The 21,460-nt window shown below is 42.5% G+C and carries 25 protein-coding genes and 2 pseudogenes; 12 read left to right on the top strand and 15 right to left on the bottom strand.

What is annotated here, in order from left to right; genetic code table 11:
* The first annotated feature begins 31 nt into the window (after positions 1-31).
* Positions 32-1,894, top strand: a complete 1,863-nt coding sequence (locus ACVHUV_RS09325) for a transglycosylase domain-containing protein (RefSeq protein ID WP_462086833.1) — start codon at positions 32-34, stop codon at positions 1,892-1,894.
* A gap of 54 nt (positions 1,895-1,948) precedes the next feature.
* Here the strand turns inward: ACVHUV_RS09325 and ACVHUV_RS09320 are convergent, their stop codons facing one another.
* Positions 1,949-2,509 carry a DUF5366 family protein gene (locus ACVHUV_RS09320; RefSeq protein ID WP_462086832.1) on the bottom strand — a complete coding sequence of 187 codons (561 nt, stop codon included), beginning with the start codon at positions 2,507-2,509 and terminating at the stop codon, positions 1,949-1,951.
* A gap of 162 nt (positions 2,510-2,671) precedes the next feature.
* On the opposite strand from ACVHUV_RS09320, the gene ACVHUV_RS09315 reads away from it, so the two are divergent.
* From ACVHUV_RS09315 to mnhG, 7 genes and pseudogenes are all read left to right on the top strand, one after another.
* Positions 2,672-5,080, top strand: a complete 2,409-nt coding sequence (locus tag ACVHUV_RS09315; protein WP_462086831.1) for a Na+/H+ antiporter subunit A — start codon at positions 2,672-2,674, stop codon at positions 5,078-5,080.
* Entirely contained in the window at positions 5,067-5,489 is a 423-nt protein-coding gene (locus ACVHUV_RS09310) for a Na(+)/H(+) antiporter subunit B (protein WP_317943993.1), read from the top strand. Before ACVHUV_RS09315 ends, ACVHUV_RS09310 begins: the two co-directional genes overlap by 14 nt.
* Complete coding sequence (locus ACVHUV_RS09305; protein ID WP_317943992.1) at positions 5,489-5,830, top strand: Na(+)/H(+) antiporter subunit C; 342 nt, start codon at positions 5,489-5,491, stop codon at positions 5,828-5,830. Before ACVHUV_RS09310 ends, ACVHUV_RS09305 begins: the two co-directional genes overlap by 1 nt.
* Positions 5,823-7,306 (top strand): annotated as a pseudogene (locus tag ACVHUV_RS09300) (Na+/H+ antiporter subunit D). Before ACVHUV_RS09305 ends, ACVHUV_RS09300 begins: the two are co-directional and overlap by 8 nt.
* Before the next feature lie 13 nt (positions 7,307-7,319).
* On the top strand, positions 7,320-7,799 hold the full coding sequence (locus ACVHUV_RS09295; protein ID WP_317943988.1) for a Na+/H+ antiporter subunit E: 480 nt from the start codon (positions 7,320-7,322) through the stop codon (positions 7,797-7,799).
* Positions 7,796-8,077 (top strand): Na(+)/H(+) antiporter subunit F1, encoded by a 282-nt coding sequence (locus ACVHUV_RS09290; RefSeq protein ID WP_317943986.1) that lies wholly within the window; start codon positions 7,796-7,798, stop codon positions 8,075-8,077. The genes ACVHUV_RS09295 and ACVHUV_RS09290 overlap by 4 nt, the downstream gene beginning before the upstream one ends.
* Positions 8,061-8,438, top strand: coding sequence for a monovalent cation/H(+) antiporter subunit G (mnhG, locus tag ACVHUV_RS09285; protein ID WP_317943984.1), 378 nt, complete (start codon positions 8,061-8,063; stop codon positions 8,436-8,438). The genes ACVHUV_RS09290 and mnhG overlap by 17 nt, the downstream gene beginning before the upstream one ends.
* Positions 8,439-8,477: 39 nt before the next feature.
* On the opposite strand, the gene ACVHUV_RS09280 is transcribed toward mnhG, so the two are convergent.
* Positions 8,478-8,726 (bottom strand): hypothetical protein, encoded by a 249-nt coding sequence (locus ACVHUV_RS09280; RefSeq protein ID WP_317943982.1) that lies wholly within the window; start codon positions 8,724-8,726, stop codon positions 8,478-8,480.
* 118 nt (positions 8,727-8,844) lie between these two features.
* Entirely contained in the window at positions 8,845-10,350 is a 1,506-nt protein-coding gene (locus ACVHUV_RS09275; protein WP_462086830.1) for a leucyl aminopeptidase, read from the bottom strand.
* 154 nt (positions 10,351-10,504) lie between these two features.
* On the opposite strand from ACVHUV_RS09275, the gene ACVHUV_RS09270 reads away from it, so the two are divergent.
* A complete protein-coding gene (locus ACVHUV_RS09270) occupies positions 10,505-10,984 on the top strand; it encodes a divergent PAP2 family protein (protein ID WP_317943978.1) in 480 nt (159 codons plus the stop codon).
* 243 nt (positions 10,985-11,227) lie between these two features.
* On the opposite strand, the gene ACVHUV_RS09265 is transcribed toward ACVHUV_RS09270, so the two are convergent.
* From ACVHUV_RS09265 to ACVHUV_RS09250, 4 genes are all read right to left on the bottom strand, one after another.
* Positions 11,228-11,554, bottom strand: a complete 327-nt coding sequence (locus ACVHUV_RS09265; protein WP_462086829.1) for a YuiB family protein — start codon at positions 11,552-11,554, stop codon at positions 11,228-11,230.
* 106 nt (positions 11,555-11,660) lie between these two features.
* Positions 11,661-12,158: an NUDIX domain-containing protein gene (locus tag ACVHUV_RS09260; protein ID WP_317943974.1), complete on the bottom strand. Its 498-nt coding sequence runs from the start codon at positions 12,156-12,158 to the stop codon at positions 11,661-11,663.
* A gap of 111 nt (positions 12,159-12,269) precedes the next feature.
* Complete coding sequence (locus ACVHUV_RS09255) at positions 12,270-13,487, bottom strand: NAD(P)/FAD-dependent oxidoreductase (protein ID WP_371391728.1); 1,218 nt, start codon at positions 13,485-13,487, stop codon at positions 12,270-12,272.
* A gap of 248 nt (positions 13,488-13,735) precedes the next feature.
* Positions 13,736-14,101: a HesB/IscA family protein gene (locus ACVHUV_RS09250; RefSeq protein ID WP_317944035.1), complete on the bottom strand. Its 366-nt coding sequence runs from the start codon at positions 14,099-14,101 to the stop codon at positions 13,736-13,738.
* A 122-nt stretch (positions 14,102-14,223) separates the two neighbouring features.
* On the opposite strand from ACVHUV_RS09250, the gene ACVHUV_RS09245 reads away from it, so the two are divergent.
* Positions 14,224-14,913 carry a DUF2225 domain-containing protein gene (locus ACVHUV_RS09245; protein WP_317943970.1) on the top strand — a complete coding sequence of 230 codons (690 nt, stop codon included), beginning with the start codon at positions 14,224-14,226 and terminating at the stop codon, positions 14,911-14,913.
* Positions 14,914-14,989: 76 nt separating this feature from the next.
* Here the strand turns inward: ACVHUV_RS09245 and ACVHUV_RS09240 are convergent.
* Together ACVHUV_RS09240 and ACVHUV_RS09235 are read right to left on the bottom strand one after the other, a co-directional pair.
* Positions 14,990-16,155, bottom strand: a protein-coding gene (locus tag ACVHUV_RS09240; RefSeq protein ID WP_462086828.1) for an IS3 family transposase whose coding sequence is annotated in 2 segments (ribosomal slippage) — positions 14,990-15,879 and positions 15,879-16,155 — 1,167 coding nt in all. Because the reading frame shifts where the segments join, the coding sequence is not laid out codon by codon here.
* A gap of 122 nt (positions 16,156-16,277) precedes the next feature.
* Positions 16,278-16,612 (bottom strand): annotated as a pseudogene (locus tag ACVHUV_RS09235) (NifU family protein).
* On the opposite strand from ACVHUV_RS09235, the gene ACVHUV_RS09230 reads away from it, so the two are divergent.
* Positions 16,599-16,928: a YuzD family protein gene (locus ACVHUV_RS09230; protein ID WP_371391830.1), complete on the top strand. Its 330-nt coding sequence runs from the start codon at positions 16,599-16,601 to the stop codon at positions 16,926-16,928. The pseudogene ACVHUV_RS09235 and the gene ACVHUV_RS09230 sit on opposite strands and share 14 nt — an antisense overlap.
* Positions 16,929-17,004: 76 nt before the next feature.
* Here ACVHUV_RS09230 and ACVHUV_RS09225 read toward each other — a convergent pair whose 3' ends face one another.
* Positions 17,005-18,069 carry an NAD(P)/FAD-dependent oxidoreductase gene (locus ACVHUV_RS09225; protein ID WP_317943967.1) on the bottom strand — a complete coding sequence of 355 codons (1,065 nt, stop codon included), beginning with the start codon at positions 18,067-18,069 and terminating at the stop codon, positions 17,005-17,007.
* A gap of 139 nt (positions 18,070-18,208) precedes the next feature.
* On the opposite strand from ACVHUV_RS09225, the gene ACVHUV_RS09220 reads away from it, so the two are divergent.
* Positions 18,209-18,445: a YuzB family protein gene (locus ACVHUV_RS09220; RefSeq protein WP_317943966.1), complete on the top strand. Its 237-nt coding sequence runs from the start codon at positions 18,209-18,211 to the stop codon at positions 18,443-18,445.
* Positions 18,446-18,521: 76 nt separating this feature from the next.
* Here the strand turns inward: ACVHUV_RS09220 and ACVHUV_RS09215 are convergent, their stop codons facing one another.
* From ACVHUV_RS09215 to ACVHUV_RS09195, 5 genes are all read right to left on the bottom strand, one after another.
* The gene (locus tag ACVHUV_RS09215) at positions 18,522-19,295 is read right to left on the bottom strand and encodes a TIGR01457 family HAD-type hydrolase (RefSeq protein WP_462086827.1); all 774 of its coding nucleotides are present in this window, start codon (positions 19,293-19,295) and stop codon (positions 18,522-18,524) included.
* Between the two features lie 2 nt (positions 19,296-19,297).
* Positions 19,298-19,744, bottom strand: a complete 447-nt coding sequence (locus tag ACVHUV_RS09210) for a DUF86 domain-containing protein (RefSeq protein WP_317943963.1) — start codon at positions 19,742-19,744, stop codon at positions 19,298-19,300.
* Between the two features lie 106 nt (positions 19,745-19,850).
* Entirely contained in the window at positions 19,851-20,168 is a 318-nt protein-coding gene (locus ACVHUV_RS09205) for a YutD family protein (protein WP_317943961.1), read from the bottom strand.
* A 1-nt stretch (position 20,169) separates the two neighbouring features.
* Positions 20,170-21,129: a lipoyl synthase gene (lipA, locus tag ACVHUV_RS09200; RefSeq protein WP_317943960.1), complete on the bottom strand. Its 960-nt coding sequence runs from the start codon at positions 21,127-21,129 to the stop codon at positions 20,170-20,172.
* A gap of 222 nt (positions 21,130-21,351) precedes the next feature.
* Complete coding sequence (locus tag ACVHUV_RS09195; protein WP_317943959.1) at positions 21,352-21,459, bottom strand: methionine/alanine import family NSS transporter small subunit; 108 nt, start codon at positions 21,457-21,459, stop codon at positions 21,352-21,354.
* Position 21,460 lies beyond the last annotated feature (1 nt).

Below are 21,460 nucleotides of genomic sequence, written 5' to 3'. Positions count from 1 at the left end.
TGCTATATTTTTTATAGAAAGGGGGTTCTACGTGAGACAAGTAACAGGTTTACTCCTCATCCTACTCCTGTTCCCTCTCTTATATGTGATCCAACAAGGGATTGTGAAAGAATGGAACGATAGCAAACAGTTACAGGACAGCATGCATGATACGATTACGTTAACAGAGCCTTTTGTACCCATTCCTATATCGATGACTGATCGGGATGGCCGGGTCTTCGCGGAAGAATATGTGGAATGGAGACAACCGCTTACGCTCGATGAAATCCCCCTCTTCGCGAGAGATTTATTCCTAACGAGTGAAGATAAAGGATTTTTTGAACACCGTGGATATGACATTGCAGCGATCTTCAGAGCTTTTGCGGTGAATGCTGCGAATGATGATCTGCAACAAGGGGGTTCGACAATTACGCAACAAGTTGTACGCATGCGATTTTTAACGAACGAAAAGACGTATGAACGTAAATTCAAGGAGCTCCTTTATGCAGCTGAATTGGAGAAACACGCTTCAAAAGAGGAAATCCTTGAAATGTATATGAACGAAATGTTTTTTGGCAATCAAGTTTATGGAATTGATGCAGCTGCAACGTTTTATTTCAGTCGACCGATTAGCGAGTTGACGCATGCGGAAATAGCTTTTCTTGCTGCGATTCCAAATAATCCTTCCCGCTATGATCCATTGAAGCATTTTGACAAGACAAAAAAGAGGCAGGAACTGCTTTTATCGGTACTCGCGAACAATGATATCATTTCAGCGGAAGAAGCGACAGCCTTACAACAAGAGCCGATTCAACTTCATGTGAAACGAAAAGCTAATGAACATGCGATGTACAGCTCTTACGTATTAGCTGAATTAGAGAAATTGATTGGTAGAGTGGAAGGGTTTGAGCATAAAATTCGGCAAGCAAAAACGGACGATGAAAAGCAGCTACATAAAGATGCGTTAAAACGCAGAACCGCAGAAGTGATGACGAGTGGCATTCAAATTGAGACGGCACTTCATTCAAAAAAGCAACGAAGCGATGAAGCACGGATGTCTGCTTTGGTAACGCCTAAGAATTTACAAGCAGGAGCGGTCGTTATTGACAATGTGACGAAGGAAATTGTTAGTCTGTATGGTGGGAAGGACTTTCAAAAAGGTGATTTTAATCGAGCTTATCGAGCTATACGGCAACCTGGGTCAGCAATGAAGCCTTTGCTCGTCTATGCTCCTTATCTTGAAAGCGGACCGTATAACGAGCGAACGCCCATCGATAGTAGCGCTATTTGTATCGGTGCTTACTGTCCTCAAAACATTGGCGGATACACATATGGAACGACGACGTTGAAGGAAGCGTTCCGGCATAGCCATAATACAGCAGCTGTCCGATTGCTTCGAAAAGTTGGCATCGAAAAGGCATTTGGCTACTTGCAACCGTTTCAGTTCGAGCATATTACGAAAGCCGATTACACATATCCTGCAGCACTCGGTGGTTTCCAAGTCGGTGTTACGCCCTTGGAACTGGCATCCGCCTATTCCAGTTTCGTTGACGGAACGTACGTGGAGCCTCACGCAATACGGACGGTTAAAAGCCGATCTGGTGACATTCTCTATCGGTGGGAAGAGCAACCTGTAGAAGTCTGGTCTCCGTCCACTACGGCAACTATCCGCACATTGCTTGAAGATGTAGTTGTAAACGGGACTGGAAAAGGCATTACGTATCGAACGACGTATACAGGTGCAAAAACGGGAACTACGGATCGGTATAAGGATTTATGGGTTGCCGGGTTGAATGATGCGTACACGACCGCGGTTTGGATCGGATTTGACAAACCCGCATCAATTGAGAAATACAGCAAAGTAAAAATTCATTTACAAGCTTTTAATGCATTGAGTTCAGAAAGTCATCCGTAACGCCTAGAAAAACCGCAGGAGGATTCTTGCGGTTTTTCATCATGTTCTTTTCTTCTATGAAACTGGAAGGCTTGCTAGCATACCGTTGTATAGCTTTAGAATGACATAGACGATTACGGACAGGAAGACTGCCCAAACGAGGATTTCGAAAAACAATAAGCTGATCGTATGTATAACGGTTAAAAATTTGCTGAGCCTAAACACACGGTACACAAAGTAGATGAATGTTGTAAGAAGGAAGATTGCCAGTAAGATTTTTAAAGATTGGATTCCTGCTACAGAAGCGAGCGCACCAAAAAAATAGATGACATTCCCGCTTTTTGCTTCGTAATAGGACTCCCCTGCGGCATCCTTTGAAAAGAAAAGCATCGCGGTTTCATGAATCGTTTCATCAATGAGTTTCATAGCGGATAAAATCATGAAAAAAATGAGTGAATAGATGAGCAGGAGGAATAGCCGTAGCTGTGTGTCTGTCATGAATTCACGCATTCCGGTATATAAGCCCACTTGGCTAAAGAACTCCATGGAAATGCCAACCATATACACACCGAATGTTAAACTAAATAGCGTAATTGTCAAAAAAGGCAAATAGCCGAAAAGATAGGGATTTTTCATGAAGCACCTCAAAAAAACAAATATTTTACCCTCCCTATAATATAGGAAGAGAAGCGAATCGCGCAATAAAGTCGGCGTGTTACCGATGCAAAAGCGTTCATTTTACGTTATACTTTTAAACAATGTACGAATAATGATTCATTCATTGGAAGGAGGATTTTCTTGGAATTTGTATTGCTGATATTCCTGCCGATTGCGGCCGCCTTGTTCATTCCTTCTTTGTATCGGAGTGTAAAAGGCATACATACTGGTTGGTTTGTACTATTCATCCCTGTTCTGTTATTCCTTTATTATACAACGTTTATAGGAACAACTATGGATGGTGGACATGCCGTATCTGAATTGCAATGGATTCCATCTCTAGGAATTTCAATTGTGTCCTATTTAGATGGGCTTAGTCTTTTGTTCTCTCTCCTTATTACTGGAATTGGTGCGTTAGTCGTTTTGTACTCCATCTTTTACCTGGATAAGACACGTGAGAAGTTAGGCAATTTTTACGTCTACCTTCTTATTTTTATGAGCGCAATGCTCGGTGTCGTTCAATCCGACAATGTCATTTCTCTTTATTTGTTCTGGGAACTGACGTCAATTTCCTCATTCCTGTTAATCGGTTATTGGTTCACACGTGATCGTTCACGTTTCGGTGCATTAAAATCGATGATGATCACAGTTTTTGGTGGATTGATGATGCTCGGTGGTTTTATCCTCCTTGGCATTATGGGTGGAAGCTTTTCCATTCGTGAGCTGATTGCTCAATCCTCGACGTTTGTCGGACATGAGTTCTTTACGTTAGCGTTAGTACTCATCTTGCTCGGTGCTTTTACAAAATCCGCACAGTTCCCTTTCTACATTTGGTTGCCCGATGCGATGGAAGCGCCTACACCTGTAAGTGCATACTTGCACTCTGCTACGATGGTAAAAGCAGGATTGTATGTAGTTGCTAGATTTACCCCGATTTTCGCTGCTTCCGAAGTGTGGATTTGGCTTGTTACCGGAATTGGATTGCTCACATTATTCTGGGGCTCCTTCTTCGCTGTGAAACAGACAGATTTGAAAGCAATTTTGGCTTTCTCTACTGTGAGTCAGCTCGGTTTAATTATGTCGTTACTTGGAGCAGGTGCGATTACATTTCATTCGAATGAAGAGATGTTTACCTTCGCCATGTTCGCAGCGATTTTCCATTTAATTAACCATGCAACATTTAAAGGTAGCTTGTTTATGATTGCAGGAATCGTTGACCATGAAACGGGTACACGGGATATTCGCAAGCTAGGTGGGTTAATGAGCATTATGCCAATTAGCTTTACGGTCGCGTTCATTGGCTCTATGTCTATGGCCGGTGTCCCACCATTCAATGGATTCCTCAGTAAAGAGATGTTTTTAACGGCGATGTTGGCGATCGGAAACTTCGAATTGTTCAATTTTGATACGTGGGGCATTTTATTCCCGATTGTTGCATGGATTGCGAGTGTGTTCACGTTCATTTATAGCTGCTACTTTGTATTTAGAACGTTTGCAGGCAAGCGCAAGGACGAGCCGTTACCGGTTCAACCGCATGAAGCACCTATTGGTATGCTCGTATCTCCAATGATTTTGGCTTCACTTGTTGTTACGATTTTCTTCATTCCAAATCTAGTTGGTAAATGGCTTGTAAAACCAGCTGTCACAGCGATTCAGCCTTACCAATATAGCCATCCGTCTGAAGTGGCCATTCATGTGTCAGCATGGCATGGGTTTGATGCCCCAGAGCTTTGGATGACTATCGCTGTAATTTTAATAGGAGCACTGCTCTACTTATCATTAGCGAAATGGCAGAAATTCTATGCTGTCCAACCGAACTATTTAACGTTGAATGCTTTATACGATTCGACGATGTTGTTCAGTGAAAAAGGAATGAATCGAATTTCCCGCTTGTATATGACGGGACTCATTCGTTCGTATTTAATTTACACGTTTGCGTTCTTGTCGATTCTGACGATTGTAGTGCTTTTCATGAAAGATGCATTTGTCGTCGATATGGACAGCTTCTCGGACATTAGTACGTATGGCGTCATCAATGCCATTATCCTTTTGTTGGCAGTCGCATTTGTGTTGCTATCTAAGACGAGACTGAGTGCGATTATTTCACTTGGAGCTGTCGGTTACTCAGTGGCGTTGTTCTTTGTCATCTTCAAAGCACCTGACTTAGCCCTTACACAGCTTGTTATCGAGACGATTTCTGTTGCACTGTTCCTGTTGGCATTTCAGCATTTGCCAAAGCTTTCCGATCACGGTGAAACGAAGCCGAACAAATTGTTGAATGCAATCATCGCGCTCGGTGTCGGCGTAACCGTTACATTAGTTGCATTATCTGCACATTCGACGAAGCTTGTCGATTCGATTTCGCAGTACTACAAAGATACCGTGAAGACGGAAGCAGGCGGCGGGAATATCGTTAACGTCATCTTAGTGGATTACCGTGGATTTGATACATTGTTTGAAATTGCCGTCTTGGCGATCGCAGGGTTTGGGATATTCAGCATGATAAAACTTCGACTTGCAAGAAAGGAGAATACTGATGAAAACAAATGATGTCATCTTACAAACGACAACTAAAGTAATCACTTTCATCATTTTCCTTTTCTCGATCCACATCTTCTTTGCAGGCCACTATACGCCAGGTGGAGGATTTGTCGGTGGATTGCTGACGACAGGCGCAATCGTATTGCTATTACTGGCATTCGACTTGGAAACAGTCCAAAAAGCGTTGCCGTTTAACTTCATCATCATGACAGCTGTCGGATTAGTATTAGCTCTCGGCACTGCAGCTGGTGCCATCTTTTTTAACGTGCCGTTCTTTACGCATGCTTTTGATTACTACACGTTGCCGCTATTTGGGAAAACTTCATTGCATACAGCCATGTTGTTTGATGCGGGTGTCTTTCTCGTTGTTGTAGGCTCTGCAATTACCATTATCCAGTCAATTGGAGGGGATTCGTAATGGAGTTATTAATGGCGATTCTCATCGGGATATTGTTTATGGCTGCTGTCTACTTAATCTTGTCGAGAAGTATTTTGAAAATCATTATCGGAACGGGTCTGTTAAGCCACGGCGCTCATCTTCTCATCTTGACAATGGGCGGACTTGGCGGTGTCTCTCCTCCGGTTTTGGCTGAAGGCGTTACAGATTATGCAGATCCGTTGCCGCAAGCGCTTATCTTAACGGCAATTGTTATTAGCTTCGGTGTGACGGCGTTCATTTTAGTCGTTGCGTATCGGGCGTATGCAGTGCATAAGACCGATAATATGAATCAATTGAAAGGAAATGACGAACATGATTAATCTATTATTATTCCCGATCATTCTCCCTTTCTTTTTCGCGATTGCCTTGTTGTTCTTTAAAGAGCAAGTGAAAGTACAGCGGGTACTCACCCTTATTGGTGTCATTGTTAGCTTAGGCGCTTCCTTGTGGCTTGTAAAAACAGTTCATACAGAAGGGGTACAATCCGTGACGCTCGGTAGTTGGCCGGCTCCATTTGGTATTTCCATGGTGTCGGATATGTTTTCTGCCTTACTCGTCACGACAACACTCTTATTAACACTGTTTGTTGTCATTTACAGCTTTTCATCCATCGGCAAAGAAAGGGAACGTTTCTTTTACTACCCCGCAATGCTGTTCATGGTAACAGGCGTGAATGGCGCATTTACAACAGGCGATATTTTCAACTTGTTTGTCTTCTTTGAAGTGTTACTCATTGCTTCGTACGTATTGATCGGCCTTGGTGGAGAGAAGAAGCAATTACGTGAATCAATCAAGTACATATTGATAAATGTCGTGTCTTCTGCATTTTTCGTTATTACAGTTGCCTATTTGTATTCCGTCGTTGGAACATTGAATATGGCTGACATTTCCGTAAAGATCGCAGACATCCAACAGCCTGGCATTGTAACAGTCATCGCTGTACTGATGCTCATTGTTTTCGGGATAAAAGGATCTATTTTCCCGTTGCACTTCTGGCTTCCGAACGCCTATGCAGCACCGCCAATTCCCGTGCTTGCCCTCTTTGGTGCGTTACTGACGAAAGTCGGTGTCTATGCCATTATGCGAACGTACACATTGTTTTTCGTTCATGACACTGGCGTTACGCACGAGATTTTAATGGTGCTCGCGATCTTGACTGTTTTAATTGGCTGTATCGGAGCATTAGCGTATTTTGACTTAAAACAAATTATTATTTACAACATTGTCATTGCAGTCGGCGTCATTTTATATGGCGCAGCGCAAATGAACGAACCAGGTGTTTCGGGTGCTGTGTTTTATTTGATACACGATATGTTGATCAAGGCGGCTCTTTTCCTCCTGATCGGCATCATCATTTACGTGACAGGTACTTCCAATTTACGTAAGATGGGTGGACTTATGAAAACGCATGCCCCACTCGGATGGGTGTACTTGGTTGCAGCGTTCGGTTTAGCAGGTATTCCACCATTAAGTGGATTTGTAGGGAAGCTATTAATCGTACAAGGTGCGTTTGAAGCAGGAAATGTGTGGGGTGCAATCATCATATTGGCATCCAGTCTCGTCGTCCTGTTATCGGTCATCCGCATTTTCATCTATGCGTTCTGGGGGGAGATCCTGCTACATCGTATCCGAAGACGAGCAATCAAACATACAAGCGTCTTATGCTCCCAGCAGTCATCTTAGTTGTGCTGTCTATCTTCTATGGTGTCGGCACAGAATGGCTCATGCCGTTCATGACAGACGCTACAGACGTATTACTACAACCATCCATCTATATTGATGCGGTGCTAAAGTGAGGAGTGAATGTCGATGGCATTTCAAATACTATTGAACGTTTTCATCGCTGTCGTTTGGATGTTCATGAGCTCCTCACTGACAGCAACAACATTTATCATTGGATTTCTAATCGGGTTAGGGCTACTGTTCGTCACAAGGCGTTTCTTTACGTCTAGATTGTATATTTGGCGTCTATGGGCAGCAATCAAACTCGTTCTACTGTTTTTCAAAGAACTAACACTATCAAATATTTCGGTTCTTATGCTCGTCATTCGGCCGAAATTAAATATCCAACCATCCATTTTTGCGTTACCGACGGAATTGGAACATGATTGGGAAATTACATTACTTGCAAGTTTGATCACACTGACGCCTGGTACACTTGTCCTTCACGTGTCAAATGATCAACGGACTCTGTACATCCATGCAATTGACGTTGAAGATGTGGATGAAGCGATTGATTCGATTAAAAATTCGTTTGAGAAAGCAATTTTGGAGGTGAGTCGCGGATGATGGTCTTTATTTGGGTTTGCTTGATCCTCATCGTACTATCAATGGTCGGCGTCCTGTATCGTGTCTTTCGTGGCCCTTCAGTTCCTGACCGACTCATATCCTTGGATAGCATCGGTGTCATGCTCATTTCCACGATAGCGCTTCTCTCTATCTTGTTTGACACCCCCTTCTTCATAGACGTCATCTTGCTCATTGCAATCATGTCGTTTATCGGAACGGTATCATTCTCCAAGTTCATCGAGAGAGGAGAGATTATCGAACGTGAACGTAATCGTTAACATTCTCATTGTCGTACCGATCATCGTTGGGACCATTTTTACGATTGTCACAATGGTTGGGATTTTACGATTGCCCGATGTCTATACACGTGCACACGCAGCGTCCAAAAGTGCCACGCTTGGTGTGTTAAGCATTCTGTTAGGCGTATTCTTTCATTTTTGGTTGAATGAAGGGCATTTCAGTATCCAGCTTCTACTTGGTATCGCCTTCCTCTTCATCACTTCTCCAATCGGAGGCCATTTAATGGGACGCGCTGCGTACATGTCAGGCATTAAACCGACTGATATGACGGTTGGTGATGATTTAGAAAAAGCAGTAGCAGAAGGAAAGAAGAAATACGCGCAGCAACGGAAAGATTAAAAAACACACCCGGCATAAACTGTTAGCCGGGTGTGTTTTTTAATAGTAACCATATGGTGGTCTATTGTAATACTGTGGGTATCCGTATGGATAGTATGGGTATGGATAATACGGGTAATATGGGTAATAATTTTGTCCGCCATAATAATTAGGGTATAATGCACTTCCTAAAAAGCTCCCGAATAATCCACCTAAAAACGGTCCGCCAAAACCAAAGCCGAATCCTTGATTACCAAAGCCTCCACCAAATCCTCCAAAACCACCATGTCTTCTAGAATTCCGTGACATCGCCATCCCCCTTTCTCACTTATCCTATTCAAAGCGGGCGAAGTGTAGAGGGATGAACGCCTATCATCTGTGTGCATTCCTAGAAAACTATATGAATGGGCATGTGCCAACTTAACAATTACGCTTCTTCATCCGCCATCCGTTCAACAATTGTCGCAAGGGTACGTACCATTACGCCCGTTCCACCTTTTGGACCAAGGTCATGTGCCGCTGACGCATCCGACGTGCCTGCGATGTCTAGATGGATCCAAGGGGTATCTCCTGCAAACTCACCGACAAATCCACCACCGAATATCATATGTCCATCTCTTCCTGGAGAGTTGTTCAAGTCTGCAACATCACTTTTACGAATCCGCTTTTTATCATTTTCAGTAAGCGGTAAGCGCCAGACGAATTCACCTGTCTCAAGAGATGCTTGCATGAATTCCTCAAAGAACGCTTCATTATTTGTCAATGCACCTGTTTTATCATTCCCAAGCGCAACAATTACGCCACCTGTAAGTGTTGCAACGTCAATGATGTAATTAGCACCTGATTGCAATGCGTACGTCACAGCATCTGCAAGCACGAGTCTTCCTTCAGCGTCCGTATTGAGCACTTCAATCGTTTTGCCACTGAGCGAAGTAATTACATCGTCCGGCTTCAACGCTTCACCTGAAATCATGTTATCCGTCGCGCCAATGACTGCAATGACATTTTTTGCAGGACGCAATTCACCAATAATGCGCATCGCTCCTAAAACAGCTGCTGCACCACCCATGTCGCCTTTCATGCCCACCATACCGTCACGAGGTTTCAATGAATAACCGCCTGTATCGTATGTGACCCCTTTTCCGACAAGACCGACAACGTCTTCCCATTGCTCCGTACCGGCATATTTCATAACAATGAGTCGAGGTTCCTCAACAGAACCTTTATTAACTGCTAAAATCGCACCCATGCCGAGCTCTTCCATCTCTTGCTTGCCTAACACGTCGATTTCAAAATCATACGTAGCTGCAAGTTCTTTTGCGTAGTCCGCCATTTTTGTTGCTGTTAACATGTTTGGTGGCATATTGACTAACGTCCGTGCTTCGTTGACAGCTGTAGCATAGGCTTGACCGACTTCAAATGCAGCTTTTAAATCCTCTTCCTCTGCGTCCGTCAAAAACGCAATCTCCTCAAGCGTTACGTCCTTCTCATTGGAATCTGTCCGGTAGCCATTGAATTGGTAACTACCCATTCCAATGCCTTCTGCCGCTGCGAAAACGACATCTTCACATGTCAGCTCGTCATTTGTGAATGGCGCTGTCCAAACGGCAACAGTAGAAGCTTTAGCGCTCTTTAAATCTCTTCCGACTGTCGCAAACAATTGACGCAAACGGTCCACAGTCAATTGTTTGGACGGGCCTACTCCAACGAATAAAACACGCTCATATTGTCCCGCTGACAATGCCGGCATCTTTACAACCTTCTTAAATTCAGTCGACACATCTCCGGATTTGACCCATTCCATAAGAAGCGGACTAAATGAGTGAGCGAATACATCCCAGCCTTCCGTGTTTTCCGGATGTTCAGGCACCCCGATGATCAGTGTTCCAGCTTTTACCGCATTAAATTCTTTCCCAATAAATGATGCTTTCATTTGACTACCTCCCCGTTTTCATACATATTCTATTATATACCATCGGAAGACCGAACAAAAAAGATTAATTCGGAAGTCGGACTATCATGAACAAACGGCACAATATGGTATACTAAGTATATAATTTTCATTTTTTAGAAAAGGAGTGGTTTTAATGGCCCTCTTGCAAAACACACCGCTCCTTGCGGCATTATTCGCGATATTTTTCGCCCAGTTCGTCAAAATCCCGATTCACTTTTTATTAACACGCAAGTTAGACTGGAAATTAATGACGTCCACAGGTGGGATGCCAAGTTCTCATTCCGCTGCTGTCACTGCATTAACGACCGCAATCGCTTATGAAGTCGGACTCGATTCTCCGTTATTCGCCGTATCGGCCATTTTTGCAGTGATCGTCATGTTCGACGCAACCGGTATCCGCTACCAAGCCGGACAACAAGCGCTCATTATCAATCAAATGCGATTAGATTTTCAAACATTCGTCCAAGAAGTAAAAGGCTGGCCACAAAAAGACGGCCAACAGAAAATTATGGAGCTGAAAACATTACTGGGGCACAAACCTAGCGAGGTATTTGCAGGAGCTATGACAGGAATCCTCATTTCCGTACTCACATACTCATTTTTTGTAGGATGACAGCTCGCTTTACAAGCGCTAACAGGATTGAACGGGGAGACGGGATTACCGACTCCTCTGGGACAATCCTGTTTTTTATTTGGTAAGCCTGCCGGGAGCTCGCTTTTGGGTGGCGCGGAGCACATGTCGCGCTATGACCGGGACAGACTGCTTTGAGCAAGACATTACGCTTTTAGAGATTTTGGCCGTGCTTTAACAAAATAAAAAAGATGCCTCTAAAAAAGAGACACCTCATCATAAGCATTAGAACATTTGGTAGCCTTGCTTACGTAGGAGCTTCATCACAAATCCAGAGATAATTGCGCCCACGAATCCGCTTGTCAAAATGATAATATCTGCAGTATGTAACGACAGTATTTTATCGCCAAGCATGCCAAACGATCCGCCAGGATTTGTAAAATACTCGTACACTTTTACTTCGTCAATAATTAAAATGACAACAATTGGATAAATAATAGCCATTAACCACGTCATACGGAGTAACATATTTAATAAAAATCCGATTCCGAAAAACATTACCATGAAAATGATTATAGACAAGACGACATGCGTCAATGAAATAGTTCCCAATTTTTCTACCTCCGCTTTCCTCTCCCCATTTTACAGCAATGAGCAAAGGCTTTCAATGAAACACGATCAGTTCATAGATTTGTCAAGAGTGTCTTGCAAAAGACGCTTATTTTTTGAAAAATAGTTTATAAGATGTATAGCCGAACCATGTGCCTGGATCCATTTCTTCCATTTCCAACAAACCGGATTCAATGGCTCGTTCTGCAATTTCTTTTATCATCGCAGAAGCATGTGGTTCTTCTTTTAACGCAAAGGGTGTTTTCCATGCGACTTCTTCAATTTCTCTTTCTTGTGGAACCAATAGCTGGGTTTCATCTATTGGCCGTAATAAGAACATCACTAAGTTATCGCTAATGCCCCCTGTTAGTACACCCGTGCGGAAGCCGACCATGCCTTCCAATTGACAATCGAGCCCAGTTTCTTCTTTCACTTCACGAATTGCTGCCTGATCAGCTGTTTCAGTATGATCGACAAAGCCTGCTGGAAAGGACCAGATCCCTTTTAAGCCGCCATACTTCTTTTTTACGACAAGCCACTCACCATTTCCGTTCATGACAATGCCTGCTGCCCCAAGCCAAACGCTCCCCCTTTTCGTACGTGACACTTACATCCCCTCCTCTACATACAAATCTACGCAATTCACACGCCAATCTATGAATGAAAAAATACACCTGCCCAATGGATAGGCAGGTGCAAATAGATAATTAGCTTACAATTATTTCAGTACGTTGAACTTACCTTTTTTGATAGTCAAACCAACTCCACCGATCAAGAACAATGCACGGTTGTCAACCATCTTCTTCATGAATGATGCTTTCTTACCGAACAATTTCTTACCGAATGCAACACCGATTGCATCGTCATCGCCTAGAGATGCGATACTACCTTTTAGATCAGGAACAAATTCTGCAGTCGGTTGGCCTTTGATCAATGCGATCAAGTTGTTCGCACACATATCGCCTTGTTGCATCGCGATTTGGGCAGTTGGTGGGTATGGACGGTTTGTTTCTTCATTGATCATCAATGCACAGTCACCAACGATAAATACATCGTCATGTCCTGGCGCACGAAGGTCTTTTTCGACTTTGACACGTGCACGCATGTTTTCAATGCCTGTCTCTTCGATCAAACGGTTGCCTCGGACACCTGCTGCCCATACGACAGTTCCAGCTTTGATGAATTCAAACTCGTCTTCACCTTTTTTGATGTTAACGCCTTCAGGAGTCGCTTCTACAACCGGCGTACCAATCGAGAATTCGATGCCTTTCGCTTTCAATTGTCTTACTGCGTAATCCACTAGCTCCGGATCAAATCCAGGCAATACCATTGGAGCTGCTTCCACACAAATGACACGGACCTTCTCTGCAGGAACGTCGAATTCCTTGCAAAGTTCAGGAACTCGGTTACCAAGCTCACCTAGGAATTCAATTCCTGTGAAACCTGCACCACCGACAACGATCGTTAAACGGCTATCGTCTTTTTCCTCTTCAAGTGACCATGTTGCAAATTGGTATTCAATATGTTCACGGATTTGACGGGCAGCTTTCACGTTGGCGATGGACAAAGCGTATTTATCCAATCCTTTAATACCAAACGTTTCCCCTTCGAATCCAAGAGCGATGACTAAATAATCGTACGTGTGTGTTCCAACATTTGTTGTTACCACTTTTCCTGGGATATCAATACCTTGTACTTCTGCTTTAATGAATTTCACTTTGCCTTCGTTAATGACATCTTTCACATCATAACGAACTTGCTCAGGAGTCATTGTTCCTGCTGCAGCTTCGTGCAACCAAGTTGACTCATAGTGATAGTCATTCTTGTTAATAAGTACTATGTCCGCCTCGTCAGTACCAATAGATTTCTGCAAGTTGACGACTGTGGATAAACCGCCGTAACCCGCACCTAATACTAAGATTGTCGGTCTTTTCACGAAAATCGAAACCACCTTTAAATTTATTATGTGCCGGGTCCGTTGACAATCGGTTCATGCGACGATTTGCTCAGTCCTGGCATTTGTCTATATTCGACAAACTTCTACCTTACAATAGTAGCCCTTTTGGTGGTTTTTTTCAACACTTTAAAGTTAAAATTTCGCGAAATTGAACTTACGATGAAAGACCCCCTTTCGCTAGAGAGCCATTACAATGGATTTATCTCTGCGAAAGAGGGCGTTATTGATTAATCACACGATTGGGGTGTGCCTTCTTTTTTAGCTGTTCTGAATGAAGTTCCGCAACCACATGATGCGATGGCATTCGGGTTTTCGATCGTAAAACCGCCACCCATAAGAGATTCTTTATAATCGACTTTTGTACCATCGAGAATGGCTGCATCCTCTTTTGACACGACAATTTGAATCCCATGTTGTTCTAAAAGGAAATCATCCTCTGTTTGTTCTTGTTCGAAGCCTAATCCGTATGTTAAACCACTGCATCCTCCACCATTCACAGCAACACGCAGAAACGATCCTTCTTCTTCGTTGTGTACCATCATCTGTTTTACGTGATAAGCAGCAGCTTCTGTAACTTCAACGTATTGTTTCATATCCATTCACCTTCCCGCTTTTCTTTATCATAACAATGATTCTGTAAGTTTCGCAATCAAAATTACTCCATCTAGACGGAAATGATGTATAATGAATTTATAGTGCGAAAGGATGATGACGCATGGAAATAAGTCCTGTATATATAAAGAAAATGGAATGCTTAAATTGCAAGGATAAATTTACTACAACAAAGATTCGGTCTCGGTTCGTCCGAGTTGTCGAACACGAACAAGATTTTAAACCCATTTATGCGGATCCTTCAAATAACCCATTATTTTATCATGTTGCCGTTTGTCCACATTGTGGATTTTCTTTTACCGAAGATTTTTCGACGTACTTTGCTCCTGGTGTGAAAAATGAGATTACGAAGACCATTACTTCGTTATGGAGCGGTAGGTCTTTCGGCGAAGAACGGACGATTGACGAAGCAATTGAAACCTACAAACTTGCCTATTTGAGTGCAAGCATTAAAAAAGAAAAGGCGTTGACGATGGCGGGGATTATCCTTCGAATCGCGTGGCTCTATAAGGAGCGGCAAGATGTGACAATGGAAAAACGTTTTCGTTCCATTGCACGTGATTTGTATACGGAAGCTTATACTGAAGGGGATTACGTCGGGACACAAATGTCTGAAACAAGAGTTTTGTATTTAATGGCCGAGCTTTCCCATGCAATTGGGGATCGGGACGCGGCCACTCGGAATTTTTCCCGTGTCATTGAAAATCAACGGACATCAATTGAACCGAAAATCGTGGAGATGGCAAAAGAGAGATGGCATGAAATTCGTGAGGTCAAAAAACAAAGTGGCTAAACGGAGCGTCAAACTGCTTTTTAAATGATAAAACCGCATGGACCTAGACTGATGAGACACATATAAAACACCATGATTAGGCTGCCATTACACCGTATTTTAAGGGTGTAAGGTAGCCTAATTTTTCTTGGATACGTTCTTGATTATAATAATTTAAATAGTCTATAATGCGTTTGCTGACCTCTTCATTACCCAATGAGTTGAATTTAACATATTGAAATTCCTCAGACTTCAAATTCGAATGAAACGATTCAATCACCGCATTATCCCAACAGTTTCCTCTACGAGACATACTACTTACAAGATTGTGCTCCTTAACATAACCTTGATATGCATACGACGTGTAAACACTTCCTTGATCCGAGTGTATAATCACGCCCTTAGGGTTATTCCGCTTAGCTAGCGCTGCCTTTAATGTATCAATTACAAGCGGCGTCTGTTGGTGGTCATATAATTTATAAGCGACGATTTCGTTATTAAATAGATCCATAATTGTCGAAAGATATTTTGTTGTACTTCCGTACTGAATATAAGTTATATCTGTTACCCACTTCTCGTTTGGGGCACTTGCGTTAAAGTTGCGCTTAAGAAGATCAGGAGCAATTATGATGCATTCTCCTTGGGATTTCCATTTCCGTTTAGGCTTGATACGGCATTGTAAATTGTGCTTTTGCATAATGGCTTGAACTGTATTTCGGTTTAATTTAATTTTACATTCTTCCTTTAACAAAGCTCGTATTTTTCTATGTCCATTGCGATATTTTGTGCTTTTACATAATTTAATGATAGCTTCTTCTATCTCTGTAAGTTGCGCCACGAATCCCTTAGCGCACCATCTATAAAAGTTTGCCCGTGGTACGCCTAACGCACCTAGGATGGCTGTAACCGTGTATTTGCCTCTAAACCTCTCTACAATCTGTAGGACTATTTCTTTTTCAACTCCATTTCTAACTCCATGTACTTTTTTAAAATTTCGTTCTCCATCTTCAAGTGAGATACCTGTCGTTCACGTTTATCGTCTTCACTGGCGAATTCTGGACCATGACCAAAGGTATATTGTTTTCCAATTGGCTGATCAAATCGATAAATTTCATTCGACCGATACCATCTCATCCAGGTTTCAATCTGTGATTTATTTTTGATTCCATGCTTCTCCATGATTTCTTTCGTTGTCAGTTCACCACTAAGTTTGTCCTTTACAACTGACCATTTCACTTCGCTTGAATATACGTTTTTGCCCACGCAAAAACACCTCCGATGTAAGTACTTTTTACAAGTGTATCACTTCGAAGGTGTTTTATATTGTCTCAATAATTTAGGTTAGCCCAACCCGAGATTGGTCTACATGCGGTTTTTAATTTGAATTAAAATACTTGTTCTACTTCCACTACGCCAGGGACTTCTTCAAGTAATGCGCGTTCAATACCAGCTTTCAATGTGATCGTCGAGCTTGGGCACGTGCCGCAAGCACCTAAAAGGCGAAGCTTAACAATACCGTCCTCAATATCGACCAGTTCACAGTCTCCGCCATCACGTAGTAAGAATGGGCGTAATTTATTTAATACTTCTTGTACAGGTTCCATCATTGCAGTATCAGTCATTGTGTTATTTCTCTCCTTTCCTTATACTTATTATAAACTGGATTGCAGAAAAAATCCAATAGAGAAACGGAAGGAGTTTTTTCATTGACGAAAAACAGAGTGAAAATCGAAATTTATGGTGCAGATATTGTCTGCGCAAGCTGTGTGAATGCCCCTTCATCAAAAGACACCTACGAGTGGTTGCAAGCTGCCATTACGCGCAAGTTCCCTGACCAACCGTTTGAAATTGATTACATCGATATTGAAGCAGACATTCAGGATGTGAAGCAACAGGAAATTGCAGAGCAAGTGTTGAATGACGAATATTTCTACCCGCTTGTCATAATTGATGATGAAGTGATCGGCGAAGGTTATATTCAGTTGAAGCCAGTTTTTAATGCGCTTGAAAAACATGGATATGTGTCACAAGTTTAATGGTTTATTGATAATGAATGCTTGTAAATGAGAACAAACAGCCTTCACTCCTTTGCGTTGAGTGAAGGCTGTTTTCTTACCCATTATGCCATTTATACATCCACAATACACCGGATTTCAATAATCTGGCAATACGCCCTGTTACGGTGCGGTCTGCCAAGTAGGCAAAGCCTTGCTTTTTTCCTAATGAACCCATGAACCCTTTTAGTTTGATTTCTGGCATTTCTTTTGGAAGCGGCTCATTGTTCCAGACGAGACGAAGCACACGGACGATTTGTTCCGCTTGTTCCTCGGCTAACTGGGCACTTGGTGCAAACGGCAGTGCTGCAATGTCTCCAACTACATAGACGTTTTCGTATTGAGGGATTTGGTGGTATTGATTAAGCACGATCCGACCTCGTTCTTTTTCAACATCCATCGCACGAACATTTCTGACAGGTTGAATGCCTGCTGTCCACACGACTGCATCTACTGGAATTTTGTCTTCATGATTGTAAAGAACGTTCTCTTCGACCTTCGTAATATTGCTATTGGAAATGACTTCAACTTCATGCTTATCAAACCAATCTTTTACAAAGTTACTGAGTCTCTCAGGAAAGTCTTTCAAAATTCGCGGTCCTCTGTCGAACAGCTTAATCTTCAAATCAGGACGACTTTCACGCAACTCACTCGCCAATTCGATGCCACTTAAACCCGCACCAACAATTCCTACCGTTGCTCCCCCGCCAAGTCCTTGTAGTTTCTTGTATGTCTCACGGGATTTGCCAATCGTCTGGATACTGTGCGTAAATTCCTCAGCTCCTGGTACATCGTGATAGTTATCTTCGCAACCAAGACCGATGACGAGCTCGTCGTAACGAATTGCCTCTCCATTCGCGAGGTAAACGCACTTCTCCTCCAGTTGAATTTCTTCAATTTCACCTTCAACAACGTGTAAGCGTTCATGTGTTGGCAGTGGAACACGCACGTCCGAATCAGGTGATGTCCCTGCTGCTAGTGCGTAGAATTCCGTTTTCAAACTGTGAAAAGGTGTTCTGTCAATTAACGTAATCTCGAGATCAGCTGGCAATTCTTTGTTGAGCAGGCGAAGCAATATGCGCATATTCCCGTATCCTGCACCTAGTAATACAAGTTTTCTCATAGCTATCTCCTTTTTCAATCGTTTTTCCGTATTGTTCCCACAAATGATTATAGCAGTTTGTGAGATATTTCACAATAAGCCATCCCAATTGACGTAGAAAGGAATCCATAGTAGCATTCTACTAGGTGAGGTGATCGACTTGAATCCGATCGTTGAATTTTGTATAAGCAATCTAGCGAACGGCGCACAAAAAACATTGGAGGCACTCGAAAGAGACCCAAATATCGATGTACTTGAATACGGTTGTCTCAGCTACTGTACACGATGTGCTGAATCGCTTTACGCACTTGTTAATGGAGAAGTTGTACAAGCGGACACGCCTGACGAGCTGACAGAAAAAATCTATCAGTTCATTGAAGACAATCCGTTATTTTAACAAATAAAAAGTAGAAAGGAATGTTTTCGTACTCCCTTTCTACTCTAGGTGTAGACAAGGTCCGTTTCGACTTTGTCTACACTTTTTTAGTTATTGCGTCTAATAAATGCGTAAAGAGGTGCGTCGGTTGTTCCACTTGTTCCAATACGCGTGCAGCAGACGTTACGCCGCCTTCCACATGAATCGTATCGATACCGAAGCGGATACCTGCTAAAATATCTGTGTCATAATTGTCCCCGATCATGACCATCTCCTCTTTCCGATAGCCTTTTTCGTGGATATACTGCAACAAGTATGGTTCTGGCTTGCCTACATAAATCGCTTCAATGCCCGTTGCTGTCTCTAACAGTTTTACGAATGAGCCGTTGCCAGGGACTAAACCACGTTCAGTCGGGAGCGCTTTATCCCCATTTGTCGCAATAAAATGTGCGCCATTTTGAATGGCCAAACTGGCTTCCGCAAGTTTTTCATAGGTGATGTTGCGGTCGATGCCTACAACTACGACATCAGGTGCATCCGTTGTCAGTTGAATGCCTTCATCCGAAAGCGCCTCATGAAGCCCTTCTTCTCCAATCATTTTGACCGTTGCATTCGGAAAATGCTCTTTGCAATATTTTGCTGCAGCAATTGCCGATGTCAGAATATGATCTGCCGTCGTCTCAATGCCCATTTTGCCTAGCTTCTGCTTAAATTGCTCAGCGGTCAGTGACGAATTATTTGTTACATAATAAGGTGCAATGCCACGTTCCAACAGCTGTTGAATGAACGACAATGACTCGGGAATCACTTCATTGCCCCGATAGACCGTTCCGTCCAAATCCAAACAAATTGCTTTGTATTTGTCGATCATTGTTATTGCTCCGGACTAAAGGCTGAGACCGGGCCGAGTTCGTTTTCTAAGTAATAACGGACATTATGAGCAAATGCTTGGATTTCATTTTTGTTTTCATAAAGGACATGTTCAATCTCTTTATTATCGACAGCGACAAATTCGCGGACAATCATTTTGCGCAGGCTAAGCACTTTTTTCAGCGGATCTGCCATTTCTTTAGTAATGACTTTTTCATCTTCCATAATGTCGATAATATCATCATAACTTCCTGGATCACGCATGATGAAACCGTCAATCATCGAGTTGCCAACGTCGATGATCGATTCAACAATTGTATGTGCGATGCGTTCAAGGGCGAGTGCATGGATTTTATCTTTATTCCACTGTTGGTGCCCTTCAAATAAGGCCAACAGGCTTTCCATATAAGCTAATGTTTCGTTAATTTTGGCTCGATCGATAAAGTACACGATGATTCCCTCCTGTGTATGGATGATTCCTTTTCATCATATCATATTGGACAAAATAATGAACCGCTCGGCATGCAAGGATTTGCACACGAAGCGGTTCAGCACGTTAGTCTTGTTCAGTTGTAGCAGGTTTCACCTTTCCGACTTTTTGCAAGACGAAATAAGCGCAACCAAAATTGCAGTACTCGTAGAGATAGTCTTGTAATGTACTGATTTTCGACTCGTATGTCGCTTTTGCATTGCGGTCGTCAAAAAAACCTTTTAGGCGCAGTTGCCCGTAGCCCCAGTCGCCTAAGATGTAATCATACTTCGATAGTACATCACTGAAACGGGCGTTTAATGCTTCTTCATTAAAGCCCTCTCTGTAATTCTTAATAATTTCATATTCAAAATTGTTGAGGGTTACCAATCTTCTCACCGCCATTTCAGCTTTTCACTGTAGATTGTAACAGCTCATCCCCAATACGCTGTTTTTCCTTTGCAGCTGCATTAACCTGTTCATCAGCATGGTAGCTTGAACGGACAAGCGGCCCTGCTTCACAATGGGAGAAGCCTTTTGACATGGCAATTTTGCGCAACTCACCGAATTCTTGTGGAGAATAATATTTTTGGACTTTTAAATGTTTTTTGGTAGGCTGTAAGTATTGTCCAATTGTCATAATGTCCACGTTGTGTGCACGCAAGTCATCCATCGTTTCAATAATTTCTTCCATCGATTCCCCTAAACCAAGCATGAGGGAAGATTTTGTTGGAATATCCGGATACATATTTTTTGCACGAAGTAACAGTTCCAACGAGCGATCATACGTTGCGCGTGCCCGGACTCTTGGCGTCAAACGCCGGACGGTTTCAATATTATGATTCAAAATATCCGGTTTTGCATCCATTAACCGTTGCAAGTTCTCTTCCACTCCACCCATATCGGATGGAAGCACTTCAATTGTCGTAAACGGATTTTTTCGTCTGATGGCACGAATGGTTTCTGCAAACACTTCAGAACCACCATCTTTTAAATCATCTCTCGCTACCGCAGTGACAACGACATGTTTCAAGTTCATAAGTGAAACGGAATCTGCTACACGTTCTGGTTCTGCAAGGTCTAATTCGTTTGGTAATCCTGTTTTTACCGCACAAAAACGGCATGCTCTTGTGCAAACTGCCCCTAAAATCATGAACGTCGCTGTTCTACGCTCTCCCCAACATTCATGAATGTTCGGGCACCGTGCTTCTTCACAAACAGTATGTAAATTTTTCTCACGCATCAGTTTCTTCAAGTCCGTATAATTGTCATTCGTATTCAGTTTAATTTTCAACCAATCCGGTTTACGAATATGCTCTTCTTTTTTCCCTATTTCTGGTCTGCAGGACACAATAACCGACTCCATTCCTTTGCTTGTTTGGCATAAACCACTTCTGTCAATGTATCATATTTTCTGACTTCTAACAACTACAACTCCCTCACAATACACTTGAAACATGCTTATATTGATGGTAATTAATTCCGCTAAAAAAGTGTAAAACCGACGAATTGCATATCGGCTTTACACTTTTTATGAATCGATTAAACTTGAACTGGCATCTTGGTCGTTAAACATTGTTCTTCTACATTAAGCTCTGCTTCTCGACTTTGAGATTGCATAGAAAATGCTACCTGCAAGGCCTCCCCAAATAACGAGGATTCCTAGTATCATCATGAAAATTGCTGAACCACTCATA

It is taken from the genome of Sporosarcina saromensis (assembly GCF_054901285.1).
Note: the sequence above shows the minus strand (reverse complement) of the source record. Positions and strands in the feature narration are given on the sequence as shown.

Coding starts and splice junctions, on each gene's coding strand:
- ACVHUV_RS09295 (WP_317943988.1), top strand. CDS start 7,320: ATGGCATTTCAAATACTATTGAACGTTTTCATCGCTGTCGTTTGGATG.
- ACVHUV_RS09270 (WP_317943978.1), top strand. CDS start 10,505: ATGGCCCTCTTGCAAAACACACCGCTCCTTGCGGCATTATTCGCGATA.
- ACVHUV_RS09250 (WP_317944035.1), bottom strand. CDS start 14,101: ATGAAACAATACGTTGAAGTTACAGAAGCTGCTGCTTATCACGTAAAA.
- ACVHUV_RS09280 (WP_317943982.1), bottom strand. CDS start 8,726: ATGTCACGGAATTCTAGAAGACATGGTGGTTTTGGAGGATTTGGTGGA.
- ACVHUV_RS09275 (WP_462086830.1), bottom strand. CDS start 10,350: ATGAAAGCATCATTTATTGGGAAAGAATTTAATGCGGTAAAAGCTGGA.
- lipA (WP_317943960.1), bottom strand. CDS start 21,129: ATGGAGTCGGTTATTGTGTCCTGCAGACCAGAAATAGGGAAAAAAGAA.
- ACVHUV_RS09290 (WP_317943986.1), top strand. CDS start 7,796: ATGATGGTCTTTATTTGGGTTTGCTTGATCCTCATCGTACTATCAATG.
- ACVHUV_RS09215 (WP_462086827.1), bottom strand. CDS start 19,295: ATGATCGACAAATACAAAGCAATTTGTTTGGATTTGGACGGAACGGTC.
- ACVHUV_RS09310 (WP_317943993.1), top strand. CDS start 5,067: ATGAAAACAAATGATGTCATCTTACAAACGACAACTAAAGTAATCACT.
- ACVHUV_RS09225 (WP_317943967.1), bottom strand. CDS start 18,069: ATGAGAAAACTTGTATTACTAGGTGCAGGATACGGGAATATGCGCATA.
- ACVHUV_RS09195 (WP_317943959.1), bottom strand. CDS start 21,459: ATGAGTGGTTCAGCAATTTTCATGATGATACTAGGAATCCTCGTTATT.
- ACVHUV_RS09205 (WP_317943961.1), bottom strand. CDS start 20,168: ATGGCGGTGAGAAGATTGGTAACCCTCAACAATTTTGAATATGAAATT.
- ACVHUV_RS09305 (WP_317943992.1), top strand. CDS start 5,489: ATGGAGTTATTAATGGCGATTCTCATCGGGATATTGTTTATGGCTGCT.
- ACVHUV_RS09245 (WP_317943970.1), top strand. CDS start 14,224: ATGGAAATAAGTCCTGTATATATAAAGAAAATGGAATGCTTAAATTGC.
- ACVHUV_RS09320 (WP_462086832.1), bottom strand. CDS start 2,509: ATGAAAAATCCCTATCTTTTCGGCTATTTGCCTTTTTTGACAATTACG.